General features: G+C 65.2%; 25 protein-coding genes. 12 read left to right on the top strand and 13 right to left on the bottom strand.

Translation table 11 applies throughout. The features are described from left to right. The first annotated feature begins 108 nt into the window (after positions 1-108). From ACMGG8_RS27130 to ACMGG8_RS27115, 4 genes are all read left to right on the top strand, one after another. A complete protein-coding gene (locus tag ACMGG8_RS27130) occupies positions 109-1,269 on the top strand; it encodes a fimbrial protein (protein WP_414158753.1) in 1,161 nt (386 codons plus the stop codon). 90 nt (positions 1,270-1,359) lie between these two features. Continuing rightward, positions 1,360-2,280, top strand: coding sequence for a LysR substrate-binding domain-containing protein (locus ACMGG8_RS27125; RefSeq protein WP_060838013.1), 921 nt, complete (start codon positions 1,360-1,362; stop codon positions 2,278-2,280). A gap of 245 nt (positions 2,281-2,525) precedes the next feature. Then, positions 2,526-3,716, top strand: a complete 1,191-nt coding sequence (locus ACMGG8_RS27120) for a low temperature requirement protein A (protein ID WP_414158752.1) — start codon at positions 2,526-2,528, stop codon at positions 3,714-3,716. Between the two features lie 80 nt (positions 3,717-3,796). Further along, positions 3,797-4,162 (top strand): 5-carboxymethyl-2-hydroxymuconate Delta-isomerase, encoded by a 366-nt coding sequence (locus tag ACMGG8_RS27115; RefSeq protein WP_060838015.1) that lies wholly within the window; start codon positions 3,797-3,799, stop codon positions 4,160-4,162. A gap of 3 nt (positions 4,163-4,165) precedes the next feature. Here ACMGG8_RS27115 and ACMGG8_RS27110 read toward each other — a convergent pair whose 3' ends face one another. From ACMGG8_RS27110 to ACMGG8_RS27090, 5 genes are all read right to left on the bottom strand, one after another. Next, complete coding sequence (locus ACMGG8_RS27110) at positions 4,166-5,104, bottom strand: LysR family transcriptional regulator (protein WP_060838016.1); 939 nt, start codon at positions 5,102-5,104, stop codon at positions 4,166-4,168. A gap of 180 nt (positions 5,105-5,284) precedes the next feature. Beyond that, positions 5,285-6,193 carry a DMT family transporter gene (locus ACMGG8_RS27105; RefSeq protein WP_414158751.1) on the bottom strand — a complete coding sequence of 303 codons (909 nt, stop codon included), beginning with the start codon at positions 6,191-6,193 and terminating at the stop codon, positions 5,285-5,287. A gap of 16 nt (positions 6,194-6,209) precedes the next feature. Further along, positions 6,210-7,394, bottom strand: coding sequence for a cyanate transporter (locus tag ACMGG8_RS27100; protein WP_060838018.1), 1,185 nt, complete (start codon positions 7,392-7,394; stop codon positions 6,210-6,212). 164 nt (positions 7,395-7,558) lie between these two features. Then, positions 7,559-8,029: a cyanase gene (gene cynS / locus ACMGG8_RS27095; RefSeq protein ID WP_060838019.1), complete on the bottom strand. Its 471-nt coding sequence runs from the start codon at positions 8,027-8,029 to the stop codon at positions 7,559-7,561. Between the two features lie 36 nt (positions 8,030-8,065). Then, on the bottom strand, positions 8,066-8,725 hold the full coding sequence (locus ACMGG8_RS27090) for a carbonic anhydrase (RefSeq protein WP_414158750.1): 660 nt from the start codon (positions 8,723-8,725) through the stop codon (positions 8,066-8,068). Positions 8,726-8,833: 108 nt separating this feature from the next. Between ACMGG8_RS27090 and cynR the strand changes: the two genes are divergently transcribed. Beyond that, entirely contained in the window at positions 8,834-9,724 is an 891-nt protein-coding gene (gene cynR, locus ACMGG8_RS27085; protein WP_060838021.1) for a transcriptional regulator CynR, read from the top strand. Here cynR and ACMGG8_RS27080 read toward each other — a convergent pair. Then, entirely contained in the window at positions 9,697-10,485 is a 789-nt protein-coding gene (locus ACMGG8_RS27080) for a transporter substrate-binding domain-containing protein (RefSeq protein WP_060838022.1), read from the bottom strand. The genes cynR and ACMGG8_RS27080 overlap by 28 nt on opposite strands. Positions 10,486-10,666: 181 nt before the next feature. Here ACMGG8_RS27080 and ACMGG8_RS27075 point away from each other — a divergent pair, with 181 nt between their 5' ends. The 4 genes from ACMGG8_RS27075 to ACMGG8_RS27060 all read left to right on the top strand — a co-directional run bounded on the left by ACMGG8_RS27075 (position 10,667) and on the right by ACMGG8_RS27060 (position 13,928). Next, the gene (locus ACMGG8_RS27075; protein ID WP_414158749.1) at positions 10,667-11,329 is read left to right on the top strand and encodes a class I SAM-dependent methyltransferase; all 663 of its coding nucleotides are present in this window, start codon (positions 10,667-10,669) and stop codon (positions 11,327-11,329) included. A gap of 122 nt (positions 11,330-11,451) precedes the next feature. Beyond that, complete coding sequence (gene rnd, locus ACMGG8_RS27070) at positions 11,452-12,585, top strand: ribonuclease D (protein WP_060838024.1); 1,134 nt, start codon at positions 11,452-11,454, stop codon at positions 12,583-12,585. Then, positions 12,582-12,875, top strand: coding sequence for a YcgL domain-containing protein (locus ACMGG8_RS27065; protein WP_016964446.1), 294 nt, complete (start codon positions 12,582-12,584; stop codon positions 12,873-12,875). Before rnd ends, ACMGG8_RS27065 begins: the two co-directional genes overlap by 4 nt. A gap of 120 nt (positions 12,876-12,995) precedes the next feature. Then, positions 12,996-13,928: a D-2-hydroxyacid dehydrogenase gene (locus tag ACMGG8_RS27060; RefSeq protein WP_060838025.1), complete on the top strand. Its 933-nt coding sequence runs from the start codon at positions 12,996-12,998 to the stop codon at positions 13,926-13,928. 61 nt (positions 13,929-13,989) lie between these two features. On the opposite strand, the gene ACMGG8_RS27055 is transcribed toward ACMGG8_RS27060, so the two are convergent. Beyond that, positions 13,990-14,583, bottom strand: a complete 594-nt coding sequence (locus ACMGG8_RS27055) for a nitroreductase family protein (protein WP_060838026.1) — start codon at positions 14,581-14,583, stop codon at positions 13,990-13,992. Between the two features lie 275 nt (positions 14,584-14,858). Here ACMGG8_RS27055 and ACMGG8_RS27050 point away from each other — a divergent pair, with 275 nt between their 5' ends. Both ACMGG8_RS27050 and ACMGG8_RS27045 read left to right on the top strand, forming a co-directional pair. Further along, complete coding sequence (locus ACMGG8_RS27050; RefSeq protein ID WP_414158748.1) at positions 14,859-15,308, top strand: YcgN family cysteine cluster protein; 450 nt, start codon at positions 14,859-14,861, stop codon at positions 15,306-15,308. 74 nt (positions 15,309-15,382) lie between these two features. Further along, positions 15,383-16,618 (top strand): hypothetical protein, encoded by a 1,236-nt coding sequence (locus ACMGG8_RS27045; protein WP_414158747.1) that lies wholly within the window; start codon positions 15,383-15,385, stop codon positions 16,616-16,618. A 60-nt stretch (positions 16,619-16,678) separates the two neighbouring features. Here ACMGG8_RS27045 and ACMGG8_RS27040 read toward each other — a convergent pair whose 3' ends face one another. From ACMGG8_RS27040 to ACMGG8_RS27025, 4 genes are all read right to left on the bottom strand, one after another. Further along, positions 16,679-17,050 carry a DUF2892 domain-containing protein gene (locus ACMGG8_RS27040; RefSeq protein ID WP_060838028.1) on the bottom strand — a complete coding sequence of 124 codons (372 nt, stop codon included), beginning with the start codon at positions 17,048-17,050 and terminating at the stop codon, positions 16,679-16,681. Between the two features lie 81 nt (positions 17,051-17,131). Beyond that, entirely contained in the window at positions 17,132-17,599 is a 468-nt protein-coding gene (locus tag ACMGG8_RS27035) for an RNA methyltransferase (RefSeq protein WP_011059840.1), read from the bottom strand. A gap of 245 nt (positions 17,600-17,844) precedes the next feature. After that, entirely contained in the window at positions 17,845-18,222 is a 378-nt protein-coding gene (locus ACMGG8_RS27030) for a YajD family HNH nuclease (protein ID WP_011059841.1), read from the bottom strand. A 49-nt stretch (positions 18,223-18,271) separates the two neighbouring features. After that, positions 18,272-18,958 (bottom strand): spermidine synthase, encoded by a 687-nt coding sequence (locus ACMGG8_RS27025; protein ID WP_060838029.1) that lies wholly within the window; start codon positions 18,956-18,958, stop codon positions 18,272-18,274. A gap of 75 nt (positions 18,959-19,033) precedes the next feature. Here ACMGG8_RS27025 and ACMGG8_RS27020 point away from each other — a divergent pair, with 75 nt between their 5' ends. Beyond that, positions 19,034-19,345: a hypothetical protein gene (locus tag ACMGG8_RS27020; RefSeq protein WP_060842752.1), complete on the top strand. Its 312-nt coding sequence runs from the start codon at positions 19,034-19,036 to the stop codon at positions 19,343-19,345. A 167-nt stretch (positions 19,346-19,512) separates the two neighbouring features. Here the strand turns inward: ACMGG8_RS27020 and ACMGG8_RS27015 are convergent, their stop codons facing one another. Together ACMGG8_RS27015 and ACMGG8_RS27010 are read right to left on the bottom strand one after the other, a co-directional pair. Beyond that, positions 19,513-19,986 (bottom strand): cyclic nucleotide-binding domain-containing protein, encoded by a 474-nt coding sequence (locus ACMGG8_RS27015; RefSeq protein ID WP_060842753.1) that lies wholly within the window; start codon positions 19,984-19,986, stop codon positions 19,513-19,515. A 103-nt stretch (positions 19,987-20,089) separates the two neighbouring features. Further along, on the bottom strand, positions 20,090-22,144 hold the full coding sequence (locus ACMGG8_RS27010; protein ID WP_414158746.1) for a S9 family peptidase: 2,055 nt from the start codon (positions 22,142-22,144) through the stop codon (positions 20,090-20,092). Between the last annotated feature and the right edge of the window lie 81 nt (positions 22,145-22,225).

Here is a 22,225-nt window from a genome sequence, read left to right as displayed (position 1 = left end):
TTAGCCCTGGCGCGCCGGGCACTTGCCACCTATTCACTTTCGATTGACCGGCTCCCGGGGCACCGCAGCGTGCACCTGGGGCCGGCTTGGAAAAAGAGGCAATGACCGATGAGTGATCCATGGTCCAGGCTCCTCACCGATGGGCGACGGCGCGGTCTGTTGATGCGCGCGATCATCCTGATGCTGTTGGGCGTGCAGGCGAGCGCACCGGTGTACGCCGTTACCCAGGGCAAGGCCGAGGGGTGCTCATTCAGTAGCTATGACAGCCCTGCCCAGGACTGGGTAGAGGTCACGCCACTGACCCGGAGCACGCCGGTGGGGTCCGTGTTGAAACAGCGTCAGGTGAACCCGATCATTGAATACACCACTGGGAAGTCTGTAACCAAGGAGCCGCATGAATTGGTTTTAGGTGCGCATTTTCCGGGGATCAGGTTTCTCGATGGCATCGTTCCGACCAATATCGATGGCATCAGTTTTAAAGTGACGGCCTATCCTTCAGGCTCGGACGCCCAGAGACTGACGGGTAATTTCTATCCCTTGGTACTGAAAAAATACAGGGTGGAGAGCTCAAACGGCGAGCTGAAAAAAGACTTCATGAACTACGTGTATTCGCTGATTCTGACCCGACCCGCCAATGAGTTACCCAAGGGATCGCTGCAGGTCAACAGCCTCTCCGGTGTTCAGGTGGCGATGTATGCGCTGGACCTGGACGCGGGCGTGGCCCAGGTCGGACAACACTTGCTGGAGCTACCGCCGCATAACAACCGAGAACGCTGTGCGAAAGAACTGCTGCTCAACGAGCACGACCTGCTTGGTTCCGAAGGCGTCAAGTTCACCGCCCAGTGCCAGGTGGTCACCCGCAACGTCACGCTGCGCCTGGGCAGTCCCTCGGCCCATGACTTTCCCACACTGGGCTCGACCTCGCCGCCCTCGGCCATGGCCAGGCTTGAGGTCAACGACTGCTCGTTCAACAGCCTGCCGAAGGTTTCGTTCAGCACCGAACCGGCCTCGCGCTGCGACCCGACAGGGATACTGGGGCTGACTCAATCGGCTCAGGATCAGGGGCGGTCCGTCGCCAAGGGCGTTGGCATCGTCATGTTCAATGAGCAGATCCCGCGGATTCATTGCAATGGCACTCAATACGCCATGGAGCGCCTGTTAGGCAGCGACAGCGCCAGCTTCAGCTTTCGCGCCCAGTACATTCGCACCGGTCCCGTCACCGAGGGGGCAGCCAACAGCAGCGCCCAGTTCAACTTCACCTTCGACTGAAGCACCGGCCGCCGGCCTCGGGTGTTTACCTGGACGCCGGCCCACAGGCCTTTCTACACTGACCTCCGTCTGGGGACCGGGGGAGCACCGATGAATCGCAATGAACTGCGCAAGGCCGACATCAACCTGATGGTGGTGTTCGAGGCGTTGATGCTTGAACGCAACGTCACCCGGGTGGCGGAGAAGCTCTTTCTCGGCCAGCCCACCATCAGCTCCGCCCTCAACCGTTTGCGAGCGATGTTCAACGATCCGCTGTTCATCCGGGTCGGCCATCGCATGGAGCCCACAGCGCGCGCCGAGCAGATCATCCAGCACCTGTCGCCGGCCCTGGACGCGCTGTCCTCGGCCCTGAGCCTGACCCACGATTTCGATCCCGCCAGCAGTAGCATGACCTTTCGCATCGGCCTGTCCGACGACGTCGAGTTCGGCCTGTTGCCGCCCCTGCTGCGGGCCCTGCGCCAGGAAGCGCCGCAGGTGGTGGTCGTGGTGCAGCATGTGGACTACTGGCGGATTCCCGATCTGCTGGCCTCGGGCGATATCACCGTCGGCATCAGCCAGACCCGCGGCCTGCCGGCCAATGCCAAGCGCAAGTTGCTGCGGCACATCCAGCCCAGCGTGCTGCGGGCCGATGCCAGCGATACGCCGCTGACCCTCGATGAGTACTGCGCGCGGCCCCATGTGCTGGTGTCCCACACCGCCAATGTCGCCGGTTTCGCCGATGAGTGGCTGGCGGAAATCGGCCGCACCCGCCAGGTGGTGCTGTCGGTGCCGCAGTACAGCTCGTTGCCGGCGCTGCTGGCTGGCACCGACATGCTCGCCAGCCTGCCGGACTATGCGGCGGCCGCCATGGCCGCTTCGGGCCAGCTGTTTGTCGAGCCCTATCCGTTCAAGACCCCGACCCTGGACTTGTCCATGGTCTGGCTCAGCCACGTCGACAGCGATCCCGCGGAACGCTGGCTGCGCTCGCGCCTGGAAGCCTTCATGAGTGAAAGGGCGCCCCTGGCGAGCTGACCCTCAACATGCCCTGTAGCCGCTGCCGCAGGCTGCGATGGACCGCGCAGCGGGCCCGAAACCTGCCCCATGCGGCATGCCCGGCGGATCGGGTGGGCGGCCTTGCCAGTCCTGCGCACTGGGTCGCAGCCTGCGGCAGCGGCTACAGCGGCGCGGTGAACGGAGGCCGCCCGCTTGGCATTGGCGCTGGCGGCTGCTTTGCTGTGTAGGTCTTCGGGTGAAACATTGATCGGTGGAGTGTGCCCATGAGTCGTTCCCGTTCCCTGTTACGTGGGCGTGGCCGCCACGACAGCGGCAAGGTTGGCATGGTCGAGCTGTTTTTCGACCTGGTGTTCGTGTTCGCCGTGACCCAGCTGTCCCATTCCCTGCTGGCCCATCTGTCCCTGGGCGGTGCCGTGCAGGTGGCGTTGCTGATGGTGGCGGTGTGGTGGGTGTGGATCTTCACGTCGTGGATCACCAACTGGCTGGATCCGGAAACCCTGCCGATCCGCCTCGGGCTGTTCGTGCTGATGGTGGCGGGGCTGCTGCTGTCATCCTCGATTCCCCAGGCCTTCGGTGAGCGCGGCCTGCTGTTCGCCGGCGCCTATGTGTTCATGCAGGTGGGGCGCACCGCCTATTCCCTGTGGGCGGTGCGCGGCGAGCCGTTGAACATGACCCGCAATTTTCAGCGGATTCTGTTGTGGCTGCTGTTCTCCGGGGTCTTCTGGATCACCGGCGGCCTGCTTGAAGGTCCGCAGCGCCTGGCGTGCTGGGGGCTGGCCCTGGCCATCGAGGTGCTGTCGCCGTCGCTGTATTTCTGGGTGCCGGGGCTGGGCCGCTCGACCCTGGCCGACTGGAACGTGGAAGGCAATCACATGGCCGAGCGCTGCGGCCTGTTCGTGATCATCGCCCTGGGGGAGTCGCTGCTGGTGACCGGCGCCACCTTCGCCGAGCTGACCACCAGCGCCCAGGGCCTGCTGGGCTTCGTGGTGGCTGTGCTGGGCAGCATCGCCATGTGGTGGGTGTACTTCGACAGCGGTGCCGAACGGGCGCATCACCGTATCGCCCATTCCGCCGATCCGGGGCGCCAGGCGCGGATTGCCTACACCTACCTGCACCTGCTGATCGTGGCCGGGATCATCGTCAGCGCCGTGGCCGATGAACTGGTGCTGATGCACCCCGATCACGCCAGTCCGGCCGGGGTGCTGGTGATCGTTGGCGGCCCCTGGCTGTTTCTCCTGGGCTGCGCCCTGTTCAAGTGGGTGATGAACGACCGGCCGTTGCCGCCGCTGTCGCACCTGGCCGGGTTGCTGGTGCTCCTGCTGTTGTTGCCGGCGGCCGGCAGCCAGCTGTTGTCCGCCCTGGCCCTGGGCAGCCTGAGCACGCTGGTGATGGTGGGCGTGGCGGCCTGGGAAACCCTGGCCCTGCGTGAGCGGAGGTCGACGGCGGGGCAATGAGGCCAACAACCTGTTCGGTCGGCGGCTGCGGCTTGTGTAGTATGGAGCGCCTTTTTCCCTGACAGACCAGGAGTCCTGCCATGCCGCACCTGCATATGGAATACACCGCCAACCTGCCGCAACTGGACGTCGACAAGGCGCTGCTGCGACTCAACCACGGGCTGGTGGCGTCCGGGCAGTTCTCCGACGAGTTCGATATCAAGAGCCGCGCGGTCAAGGTCGAGGCGTTCCGGGTCGGCACGGGCCTGGGCGAGCGGGCCTTTGTCCACGTCAAGCTGGCCTTGCTCAGCGGCCGTTCGCCGGAGGTCAAGAAGCACTTGTCCGAGAGCCTGCTGGCGGTGTTGCAGGACCTGGCGCCCTGGCCAGCGGACATTCAGGTGCAACTGTGCGTGGAGATCATCGATATCGACCGCGCTTCCTACAGCAAGGCCGCCATCGGTCGTTGACGGCTAGACCAGCCCCGGTTCGGCGCAGACCTTGACCACCTGTTCACGGAACCAGGTCTGCGCACTGTCCTGATCGGTGTGCTCGCTCCATTGCATATCCAGGGTGAACCCCGGCAGCCCGCTGGGGGCCTCGCAGTGGCTGAACACCGCCTCGTTGGCCAGCAGGCCCTGGATGCGTCGCGGCAGGGTGAGGATGAAGTCGGTGCCGGTGATCATCTTCAACGCCGCGCTGTAGCTGTTGGAGCGGGCGACGATCTGCCGCTTGTGGGCCTGGCGGGCCAGCCAGCCATCCACCATGTTGCTGTCCGAGGTCCAGGGCGTGGGAAACACGTGGCGCCGCTCGATGAACGACTGCAGGCTGAAGCGCGGCTCCTTGGGCGGCGTCGCGCGCTTGTCGAAGACGCACACCAGATCGTCCTCCAGCAGCATCTGCGACTTCAGGTCGGCGTGGCTGCGATGGAAGTGGGGGCCGAAACAGATCACCAGGTCGAGGCTGCCATCGCGCAGTTCCTCGGCGGGAACATCGCTCTCCAGTTTCTGCACATTGACCGTCACCGGCAGGTCGGCGTAGTCGAAGCCCTTGAGCAGCCGTGGCAGGATCAACAGCTCGAAGTACTCCGGAGCGCACAGGTTGAAGGTCACGGCCTGGCGGGTTGGATCGAAGGCCGGCACGCCGCTGTGACACAGGTTGATGCTCTCCAGGATCTTCAGCACGTGGCTGTACATGCTGGTGGCCTTGTAGGTCGGGCGCATGCCGTTGCGGGTGTGGACGAACAGCTCGTCCTCGAAGCCGTTGCGCAGTTTCTTCAGGCAGTAGCTGACCGTCGACTGACTGACGCACAGGGTTTCCGACACCCCGGTGACACTGCTTTGCTCGTACACCGCGACAAAGACCATCAGGTCCTGCATGTCGAGTTTTCTGAGCACATTGTTGATGAGCATCCGTTCCATCCCGCTGGGCACCTGGCGCCGGTGGCGCGCAAACCGGGTCGATGCTAGCGGAACGATCGTCCTAATTAAATGCCCGGAGCGGGGATTCGCGGACAGCATCGGGACATTAAATTCCGATAACACGACCTGCGCATTTTCGCTCAGCCGGCGGCTGCCTGTCCCGGGGCAATTTCAGGCCGCGGCAGCCTTCGCACGGCTGCCGCGCACCAGGCCGAGCATGCCCAGGGCCACCAGCAAGGCGCCGAGCACTTCCCCGGTTCGCGGCGTCTGGCCCAGCCACAGCCAATGGAACAGCGTCAGCAACAGGGTGCTGAGGTAGATGTAGGAAATCACCGTGGACGGGGCGATGACGCCAATCGCCCGGTGCAGCAGCCAGAAGGTCGCCAGGGTGGCGAACAGTGCCAGGTACAGCAGCCACAGCAGATCCTGGCTGCCCAGCAGGGTTGCACTGCGCCAGCCGCCGCCGACCAGGCTGGCGGCAAACAGAAACAGGGCGCCGAACAGCATGTTCCAGAAGGTCATGGCCGCCGGGCTGCGCCCTTGCAGGCTATTGGCCTTGAGGCGCTGGCTCAGCGGCGAGTAGGCCGCCATGGCCAGGCATCCCAGGCCATAGACGCCCATGGCGTACAACGACGGCCACTGCCCCGGGGTGCCACCCTTGAGGATCAGCAGCAGGGCCCCGGCGCCGGCCACCAGCATCGCCGGCCAGCGCCGGGACTGGCGATCGCCGGGCAGCAGCCAGCCTTCGAGCACCAGGGTCAGCAGCGGCACCAGGGTGAACAGGGTTCCGGTGTTGACCGCCGAGGTGTAGCGCAAGGCCTCGAACAGCGAGCCGAAGTACAGCGCCAGCAGCAGCCCCAGCACGGCATGGGCCCGCAGCCCCGCCAGGGTCATCGCCGAGGAGCCCTTGAGCCACAGCAGGGGGGCGAACATCAGGGCCGAGAACAGCAGGCGCAGCGCGGTCAGCAGCACCGGGTCGATGGCCTGGTTGACCTGGGCGGCGGCGAAGAACGATGCGGCGATCAACGCCGCCCACAGCAGCATGCCGAGATGCGCCTGGGTGAAATTCACGGGATGCATGGCAGGCTCCGGTGGCTCAGCGGATGTGCTGGCGGTAATGCCGCGGATCGAAACGCAGCACCATGAGCAGCATCAGCAGCATCACCGCGGTCAGTGACCACCAGGCCCATTCGAAGCTGCCCAGTTGGTCACGGATGATGCCCGCCAGCAGCGGCGAGAGGCCGGCGATCAGGTAGCCGATGCCCTGCACGAAGGCGGTCAGGCCGCCGGCCCGGCGCGGGTCGGGCAGGTGGTCCAGGGACACGATCAGGCTCATGGGAAACAGCCCGCCAATCCCCAGGCCCAGCAGGCATGGCCAGAGCAGGCTCAGGTGCTGCGGGCTGAGGATCAGGCCGCAGAAGCCGGCGATGATCAGCACCAGCAGGCCCACCAGTACCCGGCGCCGGTCCGGGTTGCGGTTGGCGATGGCCGGGGTGACCAGCCCGGAAATCACTTCCATGGCGGTGAGAAAGCCCAGCAGCAGGCCGGCGTTCTGCTCACTCCAGCCGTTCTCCACGTAGTAGGGCGCCAGCCACGCCAGTACGCAGGTGTAGGAGGCGGTGCCGAGGCCGAAGAACACCGCCAGCAGCCAGGCCCGGCGGTTGCCGGCAAAGGATTCCCGTGCGCCGCGAGAGGCGGGCAGGCTCGGCAGCGAGCGGCGCTGGGCGTACCAGAACCCCAGCCCCAGCAGGGCCAGGGCGGCCCAGATCGCCAGGGCCAGGCGCCAGCTGCCGCTGTGATTCATCACCAGCGGAGCGAAGGACGCCGCAATGGCCGCACCGCCCATGATCGAAGTGACATACAGGCCCATGAACAGCGAGACATTGTCGGCAAAACGCGACTTGATCAGCGCCGGCATCAGCGCCTGGATCAGGGCGATGCCGATGCCGGCCAGCACCGCGCTGAGAATCAGCTCGGCGGCCGAATCCATGAACAACCGCGAAACGGTCGCCAGGCCGATGATCAGCAGTGACAGGAGCACGGTACGGTGTTCGCCCAGGCGTTGGCTGACGGCCATGCCGAAGAACATCGCCAGGCCCATGGCCATCACCGGCAGCATGGTCAGCAACGAGGCCAGGCTGAAACTCAGCGGGATGTCACCGCGAATACCCGACAAGAGCGGGCCGACAGCGGCCATCGACGGCCGCAGATTGAGCGCCACCAGGACCACGCTGACCATCAGCCAGAGCGCGGGGCGGGAAGTTGCACGAACGTTTTCCATAACCAGACCTTCAAGAAATCAGGGCCTGATTAGGCGGTGCGGCTCAGAAACGGCGCAAATCAGAAAGTCTGCGGTGTTATTTAAAAATTAAATAAGCTGCAAGCTGCAAGCTGCAAGCGGGGTGCTTGAACTTGCAGCTTGACGCTTGCCGCTTGCCGCTGCCTTTAGAAAGGCTTGGTCGGCAGGTACTTGCCGTCCAGGGTGATCACGGCGCGGGAGCCGCCTTCGGGGTCCTCGACCTTCTTGATGTCCAGCTTGAAGTTGATGGCGCTGATGATGCCGTCGCCGAATTGTTCGTGGACCAGGGCCTTGAGGGTCGAACCGTAGACCTGGAGCATTTCATAGAAGCGGTACAGGGTCGGGTCGGTGGGGATGCCGCCGGCGATGCTGCCACGCAGGGGGATGCTTTGCAGCAGGCGGCTGGCGTCCTGGTCCAGGCCGAGCTTGTCGCACACCAGGTCGGCGGCTGCGGCCGGCAGGGCATGCTGGCCCAGCAGGGCGGCGGTGACGAAGGCCAGGCTCAGCCCGGTGCCGTCGGTGAGGTCCTGCCACGACAGGTTCTTGCGCGCCTTGGCGTCGATGATGGTGTCGGCCAGGGCCAGGCGTGGGGCTTGGGCAAATTGCGATTGCAGCATGGGGGGATTCCTCTTGGGTGACGAAAGGGCAGCGGCTCAGGCAGCGCTGGAAGGTTGGCTGGCCAGGGCACAGGTGTGCGGATGCTCGGCCAGGGACACGAAGCGTTGGTGGTTGCCGTCGAGGGCGGCGATGGCGCCGCTTTCGATGTCATAGACCCAGCCATGCAGGTTCAGCCGCCCCTGTTCCAGGGCCAGGGCCACCGCGGGGTGGGTCTTGAGGTTGGCCAACTGGGCAATCACGTTGTCGCGCACCAGGGCGTCCAGGTGGGCGGCCGGCGAGGCGTGCTGGCGGGCGGCGTTGATCACCTTGGCCGACTCGGCGTGGCGCAGCCAGTTGGCGACGGCGGGCAGGTGGTCGAGGCATGTGCAGTTGGCGATGGCGGTCATCGCGCCGCAGTCGGAGTGGCCGCAGATGACGATGTCGCTGACCCCCAGCACCGCGACGGCATATTCCACGGTAGCCGACACGCCGCCCGGCTCGGGGCCGTAGCTGGGCACGATGTTGCCGGCGTTGCGGATCACGAACAGGTCGCCGGGCTCCTGCTGGGTCAGCAGCTCGGGCACTACCCGGCTGTCGGAACAGGTGATGAACAGGGTGCCGGGGCTCTGGGTGCTGGCCAGTTGCTTGAACAGGGCACTGCGTTGTGGAAAGGCCTCGCGCTGGAACTTGAGGAAGCCGTCGATGATGGTCTGCATGGGGTTCTCCTTGCGTCGCTGATGGGGCAAGGATGGAAGTTTTCAGCTATAGCGTCCAAGACCGGCTTATTATGATATCCATAAGTACATCCTATAGTTGGAGCCTGCATGCTGCTGCGTCATATCCGTTACCTGCTGGCCGTGGCCGAGCACTGCAACTTCACCCGCGCCGCCGAGGCGCTGCATGTGTCGCAGCCGACCCTGTCGCAGCAGATCAAGCAATTGGAGGAAGCGCTGGGCGCGGCGCTGTTCGATCGCTCCGGGCGCAGCGTGCGCCTCACCGACGCGGGCCAGGCCTATGTCGCCTATGCCCGGCGCGCACTGCAGGACCTGCAAGCGGCCAAGCGGGCGATCCACGATGTGCAGGACCTGAGCCGCGGCTCGTTGCGCCTGGCGCTGACCCCGACGTTCACCGCCTACCTGGCCGGGCCCTTGCTCAGCCGCTTTCAGCAGCGCTACCCGGGCATCGACCTGAGCATCGAGGAAATGCCTCAGGACCGCCTGGAAGCGGCCCTGGCCGAAGACCGCCTGGACCTGGCGATCGCCTTTGCCGGCGAGCACCTGGCGGAGATCGACAGCCAGGCGCTGTTCACCGAGACCCTGAGCCTGATGGTCGGCCCGCAGTACCCGCAGCCGGACCACCTGCCCCTGACGGCCGAGGCCCTGGGCCGTCAGTCCCTGGTGCTGCTCAGTGGCGATTTCGCCACCCGCCAGCATATCGACCTGTATTGCCGGCAGCAGGGCATTGCACCGCGGATTGCCGCCGAAGCCAATTCGGTCAGCGCGATTGTCGAGATGGTCCGGCACGGGCAGTTGGCGACCATCCTGCCCAGCTCGATTGCCCGTGAGCAGCCGGGGCTGCGCACCCTGGCGCTGCAGTCAGCGCTGGCGCCGCGCCGCGTGGTGCTGCTGGGACGCCGTGGCGCCTACCGCAGCGCCGCCAGCCAGGCCTTCCGGCAGATGCTGCTGGATCAGGGCGCAGGCGCCGCCAGCCACTGATTCACCACCTGGTCATAGGCGCCGGTGGCCTTGCTCAGGTGCAGCCACTGGTCGACATAGCTTTTCCAGGCCATGTCGTCCCGGGGCAGGAGGAAGGCCTTCTCGCTGTATTGCAGGTAGCGCTCGGGATGGACCGCGCACAGCCCCGGCTTGTGTTTCTGCTGGAAGCGCGCCTCCGAGGCGTCGGTGATCATCACGTCGGCCTGCCGGCTCAGCAATTGATCGAAGATCTTCACGTTGTCGGCGAACAGGATCAGGTTGGCCTTGGGGGCGTGCGCCCGGGCGAAGATTTCGTTGGTGCCGCCCGGCGGTTCGATCAGGCGCACCGAGGGCTGGTTGATCTGCTCCAGGGTTTCATAGCGCTTGAGGTCCTGGCAGCGCACCAGGGGAATCTTGCCGTCGATGCCCAGGGGCTGACTGAAGAAGGCCGTTTTCTGCCGCTCCAGGGACACCGAAATACCGCCCACGGCGATGTCGCACTGCTGGCTGTGGAAGTCGGCCATCAGGCTCTTCCAGGTGGTGCTGATCCACTTCACCCGGACCCCCAGGCTCTTGGCCAGGGATTGGGCCATGTCGATGTCGATGCCTTCGTACTGGCCATCGTCGCGCAGGTAGCTGTAGGGCTTGTAGTCGCCGGTGGTGCAGACCTTCAACTGGCCGCGCTCGAGCACCTGGTCCAGGCGCGAGCTGGCGTCCTGGGCGAAGCTGAGGGCGGGGGCACTGAGGCCCAACAGGGTGCAGAGCAGGAAGCGGCGGAGCATGGGGTCGATCCTTGAGTGGCGGGCGGGGCAGGGTGCCGGGGCATTATTGGTGCCCGGCCGAGGGCGGGCAAGCAGGGTGTTGTTCAGCACCGGGACAGAAAGGTCTGCGGGCTTTCGACCTTTTTTTCACGAACGACTGGTTAATCTGTGACCTCTGGATACCCACAAGAGCTCGCCAGTCATGTCGTCCCACCCCCCACCGTCCATCGAACTGGAGTTCGCTCGGCGTTACGACCAGGAGCATGCGCGCGTTTGCGGCGAGCCTCGGCCTGCCGGGCTTGGCGCACGTCTGGCGCACTGGCGTATGGCGTGCCTGGTCCGTCATGCGCTGAACCTGGCCGGGGAACCGGGGCTGATTCTGGACGTGGCCTGCGGCGCCGGGCGCTACTGGCCGGTGCTGGCCGAGCATGGCAATCGGGTGATCCTGGCGGCGGACCCTTCCCAGGACATGCTCAATCATGCCCAGACCCACCATCCGGCCAGCCTGATGCGACGGGTCAAGACCTTCTACAGTTCGGCGTTCGACATCGGCCTGCCGGCCAATGCGGTGGACAGCATCATCTGCATGCAGCTCTTCGCCCATGTGAGTCACAGCGAGGACCGCTTGGCCCTGCTGCAGGAGTTCCATCGGGTCAGCCGTGACTCGGTGATCATCGCCACCCGGGTCGAGCCGCTGGTGAACGTGCGCGGGGCCGCGTCGGCCGGGCCTGCGGCCTTGCGCCCGGTGAGCAAGGGGCTGCTGGAAGGCGAGTTCAAGCAGGCCGATTTTGAGGTCCTGGGCCATCAGGATCTGCTGCCCGGCTTTGGAGCCTTGCGGGTCTACGTCCTCAGAAAACACAGTTAGTTGCAACTCTCGGACTATTCTTGCCCTCCGGTAGAAGGTTTCGCACTTGCTCTTGTCGGGCGAATGCTCAGAAATCTCCGGCGGCGATATATACTGCGCGCCATTCTTCAAGGGAGAGCCGTGTGGCCATCGATATACATTGGATTCGCGACAACGATAGCCTCGGTCAGCTTTGTGCCCAGTGGCAGCAATTGCCCTTCGTCGCCCTCGACACCGAATTCATGCGGGTCGACACTTTTTACCCCATCGCCGCCCTGTTGCAGATCGGCGATGGACAGCGCGCCTACCTGATTGATCCTTTGACCATCGACAACTGGCAGCCCCTGGCGGCCCTGCTGGAGAACCCGGCCGTGGTCAAGGTGGTGCACGCCTGCAGCGAGGACCTCGAAGTCCTGCTGCGTCTGACCGGCAGCCTGCCGGCGCCATTGTTCGACACCCAACTGGCGGCCGCCTACCTGAACCTGGGTTTCTCCATGGGCTATTCGCGCCTGGTGCAGGAAGTCCTGGGCATTGAGTTGCCCAAGGGCGAAACCCGGTCCGACTGGCTGCAGCGCCCGCTGTCGCAGACTCAGGTCAGCTACGCCGCCGAAGACGCGGTGCACCTGGCTCAGGTGTTTACCGAGCTGCGCCCCAAACTGTCGGCTGACAAGTACCGCTGGGTGCTGGAAGACGGTGCCGAGCTGGTGGCCAACCTGCGCCGTGAAGTGGACCCCTACGAGGTCTATCGCGAGGCCAAGCTGGCCTGGAAACTGTCCCGTGCCCAGTTGGCGGTGCTGCGCGAACTCTGTGCCTGGCGCGAGCGTGAAGCCCGTGCCCGGGACTTGCCGCGCAACCGCATCGTGCGTGAACACGCCCTCTGGCCCCTGGCCAAGACCCAGCCCGACACCCTGTCGGCGCTGGCCAAGATCGAAGACATGCACCCGCGTACCGTGCGCCAGGACGGCGAGTTTCTCCTCGACCTGATCAAGCGCACCGCCGCCCTGGGCCCGGATCAGTGGCCGCCGGCCGTCCCCGAGCCGTTGCCGATCGAAGCCGCGGCCCTGCTCAAGCGCCTCAAGGCCGTGGGCCAGGTCGAGGCCGAGCGCCTGGGCATCGCCCCGGAAGTCATGCTGCGCAAGAAAACCCTGGAAAGCCTGCTCAAGAGCGGTTTCCCCAACGGGCCTTACCAATTGCCTGATTCGCTGCGTGGCTGGCGTCGCGAATTGATGGGCCAGGCGCTGCTGGACAGCCTGGCCACCGCCGGAGAACAGCCTTGAAACGTATCTGCTCCATCTATAAAAGCCCGCGCAAGAACGAGATGTACCTCTACGTCCTCAAGAGCGAGGCCCTGGAACGCGTGCCGGAAAACCTGCTGCTGGCTTTCGGCAAGCCGCAACATGCCTTCGACCTGGTCCTGACCCCGGAGCGCAAGCTGTCCCGGGAAGATATCCACCAGGTGCTGGAGAACCTCGAGAAGCAGGGTTATCACCTGCAGATGCCGCCGGCCGAAGACGAGTACATCGAGCATTTGCCCGAAGAGCTGCTGCGTCGCAATGATCCGGTCTGACCCGTAGCGGCTCGGTCCCGAGCCGCTGTTAGATGCAAACTGACTGACCTGGCCGCCGCCTTGATCGATGGAGCGAAACTCCGTCGGCGGCGACCTGCACCGTTTTTTAAGGTTTGAGCCATGCGCGTTCTGATTGCCGAACACGATCACGCTGTTTATGCCCGCCTGTTGCGTCAGGCGGCCCCGGAGCTGGAAGTGCTGACCAGCGGCGACTCCGCCGAACTGTCGCGGCTGGCGGCCGATTGCCCGGTCTGGCTGGGACAGCCGGACCTGCTGGCAACCCTGTTGCGCCAGGGGCACCAGCCCCAGTGGTTGCAATCCACCTGGGCCGGCATCACTCCGCTGCTGGCCGACGGTTTGCCCCGGCATTACCGCCTGACTCGGGCGGTGGGGATCTTTGGTCAGGTGATGGCCGAGTACGTGCTGACCTACATCCTCGGCCATGAGCGTGAAGTGCTGGCGCGACTGGTCAGCCAGGTGGAGCGCAAGTGGGACAACCGCCTGGGCCAGAGCCTGGTGGGACGCAAGGTGCTGATCGTCGGCACCGGCGACATCGGCCAGAGCGTGGCGCAGTTCCTGGTGCCGTTCGGGGTCAAGCTGTACGGCATCGCCAGCCAGGCCCGGGAGCAGGCGCCCTTTATCGAAGTGGCCGGCCTGCAAGACCTGGGACGGTTGGTGGGGGAAGTGGATTACGTGGTCAACCTGTTGCCCAACACCCCCAGCACCCACGACCTGTATGACGCCGCGCTGTTCAGGCAGTTCAAGCCCACCGGGCTGTTCATCAATGTCGGGCGCGGCGTTTCCGTGGTCGATGCGGACCTGGTGCAGGCCCTCAAGGATGGCCATCTGGCCGGGGCGGTGATCGATGTCTGCCGCCAGGAACCGCTGCCGCAACGGCACCCGTTCTGGACCGCCTGGGGCTTGCTGCTGACCGGCCACAGTTCGGCGCCGACTTCGCCGGAATTGATGGTGCAGCTGTTTGTCGACAACCTGCGGGCCTACGAGGCCAGGCAGGCCTTGCGCGGCGAAGTGGATTTCGCTCGCGGCTACTAGAACCCAGCGCCAAGCTTCAAGCCGGTAGCTTCAAGCTTGACGCTACCGACTTGGGGCTGCTTTAAAGGCTGAAGTCGCCTTCGGCCACGGTTTCGCTCAGGGGGCGGCGCGGGCTTGGCTCTTCCCGGGCCTGCAGGTATTCGGCCAGGGTCGACTTGTCTCCCAGCTTGCCCACCGCCACGGCGGCATGCAGGGCATAGCCTTCGGGAATCTTCAGCTCCTTGCGAGTCAGTTCCTGGTCGAAGCCGGCCATGCCGTGGGTGTGCCAGCCACTCAGGCTCGCCTGCAGCGCCAGGTGGCCCCAGGCCGAGCCGGTGTCGAAGGTGTGCCACAGCGCCGGGGACTCTTCCGTGGCGCCCGGGGCGGTGAAGGTGGTCTTGGACATCACGATCACCAGGGCCGAGGCGTGCTGCGCCCAGCCACGGTTGAATTCGTTGAGCAGACCGAGGAAGCGCTCCCAGTTCGGCGTGTCGCGCCGGGCATAGAGAAAGCGCCAGGGCTGCGAGTTGTAGGCCGAAGGTGCCCAGCGCGCGGCCTCGAAGAAGCTCAGCAGGGTCTCTTCCGGGATGCTTTCGCCGGTGAAGGCCCGTGGTGACCAGCGCTGGGTGAACTGCGGGTGGATGGCGTAATCGGCAACGCGAGGATTGGCGCTCATGGAAAAACTCCTGGCAGCAAGTGAGAAGAGTGGAATAAACCGGCAAGCGCAGATCAGCTGAGCGAAGGGGTATTCCTGACCCCCGTGCGGTCGGCCCGGTGCAACGCGGTCGAGCGTTCATGGCACACGGACGCGGGGCGGTCCGGGGGGCAAAGCTACTGTGCCCATGGCCTGCTGACAAGTCTCGGGCTACCGGCAGTCGCTAGCGCTTGGCCGGCGGGGGCTTCGGCACTAGACTGGCGGCCTTTTCACCCTCGGATACTGATGCTTGAGCCATGGCCGCCAAAGTCGAACCTTTCTGGATACGCAAAACCCTCGAACAACTCGACCAGGACGAATGGGAGTCGTTGTGCGATGGCTGTGGCCTGTGCTGCCTGCAAAAGCTTGAGGACGAGGACGACAACAGCGTCTATTACACGCGCATCGCCTGCAAACTGCTGGGCCTGAAAACCTGCCAGTGCAGCGACTACGCCAACCGTCGCGCGTCGGTGCCTGACTGCATTCAGCTGACGCCGGGCAAGGCCGACGAGTTCAAGTGGCTGCCGCCCACCTGTGGCTACCGCCTGGTCAGCGAAGGCAAGGACCTGCCGCTCTGGCACCACCTGGTGTGTGGCGATCGCGATGCCGTGCACCACGAACGTATTTCCCAGTCCGGGCGCATGCTGGCCGAAGGCAGCGTGGCGGAGGAGGACTGGGAGGATCATCTGATTTTTCGCGCAGGTTGAGGATTCGCTGCGCAGGCCTCGGATGCTGCCGACGCTCGCTTGAGCGCCAGCAGCCTGCCAAGCAAGGAGTGGGTATGAGGGTGGGGGCGAAGCTGGCGCTGGTCGCGGCGCTGCTGGCGATGAGCGCATCGGCCTTGGCGGCGAACAAGGTCGATCTGAATTATCACGTGCGTTTTCTGCCTCAGAGCGATCAGGCCGAAGTGCGCCTGACCCTGGCCGAGGGCTCGGCACTGCGCAGCCTGGATTTCGACCTGGGCCAGGACGGCGACTACAGCGACTTCAAGGCCGACGGTCAATGGCAGGCGGCCGCCGCCGAAGGCGGGGGCCAGCGCGGTATCTGGCGTCCGGCCCGTGGCAGCGCCAGCCTCAGCTACCGGGTGCGCCTGAGCCACAGCATCAAGAAGGGCAGCTACGACAGCCGCAGCAGCGCCAACTGGGCGCTGCTGCGCGGCGAAACCCTGGTGCCGCCGGCCCGTATCGACCAGCAGGACGGGGTCGAGCTGGTGTCGCGTCTGGACTTCGATTTGCCCGCCGGCTGGAAGAGCATCGAGACCGCCTGGCCACGCATCGGCAAGAACCGCTTCCGCATTGACAACCCCTCGCGCCTGTTCGACCGCCCCACCGGCTGGATGCTGGCCGGCAACCTGGGCAGCCGCCGCACGCGCCTGGGGGCCACCGAGGTCAGCGTTGCCTCGCCCCTGGGCCAGGGCATGCGGCGCATGGATGTGCTGACGCTGCTGACCTTTGTCTGGCCGCAAGTGCAGGCGGTGTTTCCCCGCCAGCCGGGCAAGTTGCTGATTGTCGGTGCCGCCGATCCGATGTGGCGGGGCAGCCTGGCCGGGCGCGATTCGCTGTTCCTCCACAGTCGCCTGCCGCTGGTCAGCGAGAGCGGCAGCAGTCCTTTGCTGCGCGAGCTGGTGCAGTCGTTGGCGCGCATCAACGACAGCCAGCGCAGCGACTGGATCAGCGAAGGCCTGGCCGAATACTACGCCATTGAACTGCTGCGCCGCGCGGGTGGCATCAGTGACGAGCGTTATCAGGTTCTGCACCAGCACCTGATCAAGGACAGCCACAAGGTCAGCAGCCTGCGGGGCGAACAGGTGGACAGCGCCACGGTGGCCAAGGCGGTGTTGCTGTTGCAGGAACTGGACCGGGAAATCCGCCTCAAGACCCGCAACAAACGCTCACTGGACGATGTGCTGCAAGGGGCGATGCGCCTGCAGAGCGTCAGCACCGCCGAATTCATCAAGCTGAGCGAAAGCGTGCTGGGGGAATCGTCCAAGGTGCTCGACAGCCCCTTGCTGCACTGAGCCGAAGAGCCGCCAGGACCCGGGAGCCGGTCCCGGGTGTCCGCAGCGGACGGCGCAAGCTCAGGCCTTGGGCGTTTTCACGGCATCGTTGCTGGCGGCCTTGGCATTGCGCCCGGCGGCCTCGGCATTGGCCTTCAGGTTGCGCAGTTCATCACCGGCGCGCTCGATCTTGGTCCGCACCTGATGCAGGTCCTGGCGGCCTTTTTCCAGCAGGCTCTTGGCCGAGCTGTGGCCACTGATCCCGCGGGCCAGGGCCACGCCGCCAATGGCCACCTGAATCAGGCCGAACAGGCCGCCGCGGCGCAGGCCCTTGCCCAGCATCACCACACCCCCCGCCAGGGAGCCGATGCGTTCCCAACCCTGGACGTTCTGTGTCGGCTGACTGGACAACGGGGCCGGCTCGATGGTTTGCAGCTGTTTGCGCTCGCTCATGATCTGTCTCCAAAGGACATAAGGGTATGCAGCTGACTGCACCTGGGGCACGGGGGTTCCCGCCAATTGTCCGGCGTGCCTTCAGAACTTGGGCCCGGAGCGGGTGTTGTTGCCTTTGGCCAGGCGGTCGTAGAGCACCACGTTGACCGTGGCGGCCAGGTTCATGCAGCCGGTGGTGGGGATATAGACCACGTCCTCGCACCAGTCGCGGATCTCCTTGTCGAGGGAGCCGTCTTCCGGGCCGAAGATGTACAGCGCGCGATCCGGGTGGGTGTATTCCGGCAGCGGGCGGGCGCCTTCCACCAGTTCCACGGCCACCGGGATGCAGCCCAGGGGGAGGATTTTCTTCAGGTCGTCGATGCCGATCAGGGGAATGTCCTGGTGGACCTTCTTGGTGTCGGTGACGAAGTCGCGGGCACGCTCATAGCGCTTGCCGGTGTAGAACACCGAGGCGACGCCATAGCAGCCGGCGGCACGCATCACCGAACCGACGTTCTCCGGCGACTTGGGGTTATACAAACCGATGCAGCTGTACCTTTTGTTTGCCACGAGCAGGAAGCCTTGGGGGAAAAGAGCGCGATTATACGGAGATTGCCCACCGCTCGGGGGCTTGTTGTGGCGAGGGCGCTTGCTCCCGCTGGAGTGCGCAGCACTCCCCAGGACGGCACTGGCGCAGTGGCTGAAAAGCCCTGGTGGCGGTTTTTGGGGCCGCTTTGCGACCCCGCGGGAGCAAGCTCCCTCGCCACAGGGTTTTCCATACAGGGATCGTTAGCGCAGAGCCCGGCTGCCGGCACTCACTCCGGGTCTTTCTTCATCAACCCGGCCAGGGCGGCGAACGGGTTGTGGGTCGCCTTGGCGACTTTCGGCGTGCTCAGCGAGCCTTCGCCGAAGTACTGCTGGTCGGTGTAGCGCGAGTGCTCGTTGTCGTGGCAGTACAGGCACAACAGCTCCCAGTTGGAGCCGTCCTGGGGGTTGTTGTCGTGGTTGTGATCGCGGTGGTGCACGGTCAGCTCGCTCAGGCGCTTGCCGGAGAATTCCCGGGCGCAGCGGCCGCAGACGTGGGGGTACATCTTCAGTGCCTTGTCGCGGTAGCCCATTTCCCGGTCGCGCTGGGCGTCGGCAAGGATACGGTCCAGCTTGGCGGTGTTGGACGGGGGAGTGGACGAACTCATGGGTTCACCTTTGTAGAAGGACTAATGACGGTAATGGACGAAGTTTAGCTCAGGCCTTGAGCTTCTCGGCAATCCAGATGGTGTGCCGGGTGCCGCGATTGCCGTGGGCGAACACCTGCACTTGCTCGGCCTTGAAGCCGGCCTTGCGCAGGCGCTCGGAGAATTTCTGGTCGGCGCTGGCCGACCATACCGCGAGGATGCCCTTGGGCCGCAGGGCCCGGGAGCAGGCGGCGAGGCCGGTGCTGGAATAGAGCCAGCTGTTGGCTTTCTGGGTCAGGCCTTCGGGGCCGTTGTCGACGTCGAGCATGATTGCGTCAAAACCCTGGGGCTCGGCTTGCAGGACCTTGGCCACGTCTTCCAGGCGGATCACCGTGCGCGGGTCCAGCAGCGGTCGGCCGGACTTTTCCCCGAGCGGGCCGCGGTTCCATTCCACCACCCCGGGCACCAGCTCGGCGACCACCACCTCGGCGTTCTGGCCCAGGTGCTTGAGGGCTGCGGCCAGGGTGAAGCCCATGCCCAGGCCGCCAATCAGCACCCGCGAGTTCGGGCGCCCGGCGACCTTGCTGCAAGGGATCTGCGCCAGGGCGTCCTCGGAGCCGTGCATGCGGGTGTTCATCAACTGGCCGCCGTCGCCGCCCTGGATCTTGATGACGAAATCCTCACCGTATTCGAACAGGCACAAGGCACCGCCGCTTTCAGGAATCGGAGTAGTGTCCAGCAGTACGAAACGTTTCATGGGGATCTCATTGAGGAAGGCAAAACCTCCCGGTTGGGAGTAGCCTGACGCCAGACAATAGCAATGGAGCCATTGATGAAGCGCACTATTCTAACGGTGATTGCCCAAGCGGCGCTCGCCCTGACCGCCGCCCTGGCGCTGAATGCCGGCCCGGCCCTGGCCGACGAGCCGCAAAGCGCCCCGGTGGTGACCCCGACGCCCAACCTCGGCACCCCGGGCACCGCAACGCCCACGCCTTATCCGCAAGTGACCCCGCCCAGCACGCCCAAAGCCGGCAGCAGTGGCAGCGCGCCCCTGCTGCCGCCGATCGACATGCCCAAGCCACCCAAGGACCAGACCCTGCCGGGGCTGGAGCAGAACGACAACAAGCCCAAGGTCCAGGGTTAATGCCTGAACCGGCCTATGTGGCGAGGAAGCTTGCTCCCGCTCGGCTGCGTAGCGGCCGCATTAGCTGAATCCGCGTTGTGACGGTTGAAACCGGGTGGTGGCCTTTGGGGCGGCTACGCCACCCAGCGGGAGCAAGCTCCCTCGCCACAGGTTGGGTATCCCGTGGCTCAGATCTGTTGCGCGAGCAATTGTCCGTCGGCCATGCGCAGACGCTTGGACAGCGACACGGCCAGGGCGCGGATGATCTTGGCGGCGATCTTCGGCGCCTCGTTGAGCATCTTCTCCAGGGAGTCCTTGCCCAGGTTGAGCAACTGGCAATCACTGGCCGCCACGCAAGTGGCCGAGCGCCGTTCGCCATCGAGTACCGCCATCTCGCCAAAGGCCCGGCCGCTGCGCAGAGTGGCGATGGTCAGGGGCTGGCCGTCCAGGGTGCTCTTTTGCACGGACACCTGGCCGCTGTGGATGATGCACATGAAGCTGCCGGCATCGCCCTCGCGGAAAATCGCCTGGCCCTGGGCGATGCTGCTGATGCTGAAGTAGCCGGCCGCCGCGTTGAAGTCGGCGGGCAGCAGTTGATCGAACAGGCCGCAGTCCATCAGCCAGTCGCGGATCTCGTTGTTCAGTAAGGTGGGTTCGGACATGGGATCAGGGTCTTTTTCTTGTGTCTGTTGCGCGGGCGCGAGCCCGGTCCGGCATTTGCCGGCGGCGGTCCTGGGTTAAGACAGAAGCGCCGCCGAGAGTTCCTCAGCCCAGGCCCAGAATGTTCAGGACGAAGGCATATTCGAGGGCTACGTCACGTAATCCCTGGTAACGACCGCTCATGCCGCCATGCCCGGCGCCGAGTTCGGTCTTGAGCAGCAGCGGGTTATCGTCGGTCTTGGTGGCCCGCAGCCGGGCCACCCATTTGGCCGCTTCCCAGTACTGCACGCGACTGTCGTTGTAGCCGGCGATCACCAGGGTGGCCGGATAGGCCTGGGCGCGGACGTTCTCGTAGGGCGCGTAGGCCTTGATCCGCTCATGGACTTCCGGCTCCTCGGGGTTGCCCCATTCGTCGTATTCGGTGACGGTCAGCGGCAGCTCCGGATCGAGCATGGTGTTGAGCACATCGACGAAGGGCACTTCGGCGATGGCCACCCGGAACAGTTCGGGGCGCTGGTTGAGCACCGCGCCGATCAGCAGGCCGCCGGCGCTGCCGCCGCTGATGGCCAACTGCTGGGCGGTGGTTCGGCCCTGGGCGATCAGGTGTTCGGCACAGGCGATGAAGTCGCTGAAGGTGTTCTGCTTGTGTTCCTGCTTGCCGGCGCGGTACCAGGCCTCGCCCAGTTCGCCGCCGCCGCGCACGTGGGCGATGGCAAAGGCCACACCGCGATCGAGCAGGCTCAGGCGCGCGTGGGAGAACCAGGGGTCGAGGCTCTCGCCATAGGCGCCGTAGCCGTAGAGGTACAGGGGCGTCGGCCGGCCCAGGCACTCGCGCTTGACCACCAGGCTGATGGGCACTTGGGTGCCGTCGGCCGCGGTGGCCCAGAGGCGCTGGCTGACGTAGGCGTCGGCATCGAAGGGGCCCAGCACCGGGGTTTCCTTCAGCACCTGCTGCTGGCCGTCGGCCAGTTGCAACTGGCGCACCTGGGCCGGGCGATTGAGCGCCTCGTAGCGCAGGCGGATGCGCGAGCTGGAAAACTCCAGGCTGTTCTGCACATGCAGGCTGTAGGCGGCATCCGGCAGTTGCACACGATAGGCGGGCAGGCCTTGCGGGTGCACTTCGATGATCGGCAGGCCGCCTTCGCGCAGGCTCAGGGTCATGGCGCCGGCGTTGAGGGTCACGCCATCGAGCATCACCTCGGGGTTGTGCGGCACCAGCAGTTGCCAGTCGTCTTGCTCGGGGATCGCGCCGTTGTCCGCGGCCTGGTAGAGGGCGAAGTTGATGCCTTCGCGATTGCTGCGGATGAACCAGGTCCACTGGCCGTCGAGCTGGCCATGGTCGACATCGTATTCATGGCCTTCGACCCGAGGCGCCATGCAGGTAAAGGGCTGCTCCGGCCGCGCGGCGTCCAGGACCCAGGTCTCGCCGGTGGTCTTGCTGCCCAGGGACAGCAGCAACTGGCGCTCGGAGCTTGAGCGGTAGCAGTGCAGGAAGAAGCGCCCGTCCGGCTCGTGGAACACTTCTTCGGCGGCCGTGCCGTCCAGGCGGTAGCGCAACAGTTTGTGCGGGCGGTGAGTGTCGTCCAGCTCGCCAAAGAACAGGGTCAGGCTGTCGTTGGCCCAGGTCATGCTGCCATCGCAGTTGTCGAAGGACAGTTCGCTGACCTTGCCGGTGGACAGCTCCTTGACGAACAGGGTGTAGATTTCCTCGCCGGTGGTGTCGAGGCTGTAGGCCAGGCGCTGGTGGTCGGGGCTGATGCTGAAGGCGCCCAGGGAGAAAAAGCCGCCATTGGCCAGGGCGTTGGGGTCCAGCAGCAGTTGCTCGCGGCTTTCGTCGACCGTCAGGCTGTCGTCCGCCGGGCGCGGGCAGCGGTAGTGGCGAGCGTATTCGTCACCGGCAGTGGTGCGGGTGTAGTACAGGTACGGGCCCCAGGGCGAGGGCAGGGACAGGTCGGTTTCGAGGATCCGGCCCTTGATCTCCTGGAACAGCGCCTCGCGCAGCGGCGCCTGGTGCGCCAGCTGGGCGTCGAGGTAGCTGTTTTCAGCCTTCAGGTAATCGAGCACCGCGTCGGTGTCGCGTTCCTGCAGCCAGGCATACGGGTCAGCGCCGTCGGCCTTGTGGGCAATCGGGGCACTGCTGTCGTTGGCGGGTAAGGGCATGGGTGGCTCTCGGGCGATGACAAATGAGGGCTGGGCAGACGGCGTTGCAGCCTGACACGGCAAAAGTCGTTATCATAAGCG

Origin of the sequence: Pseudomonas sp. BNK-45 (assembly GCF_047456255.1) — a bacterium.
GTDB lineage: Bacteria > Pseudomonadota > Gammaproteobacteria > Pseudomonadales > Pseudomonadaceae > Aquipseudomonas.
Note: the sequence above shows the minus strand (reverse complement) of the source record. Positions and strands in the feature narration are given on the sequence as shown.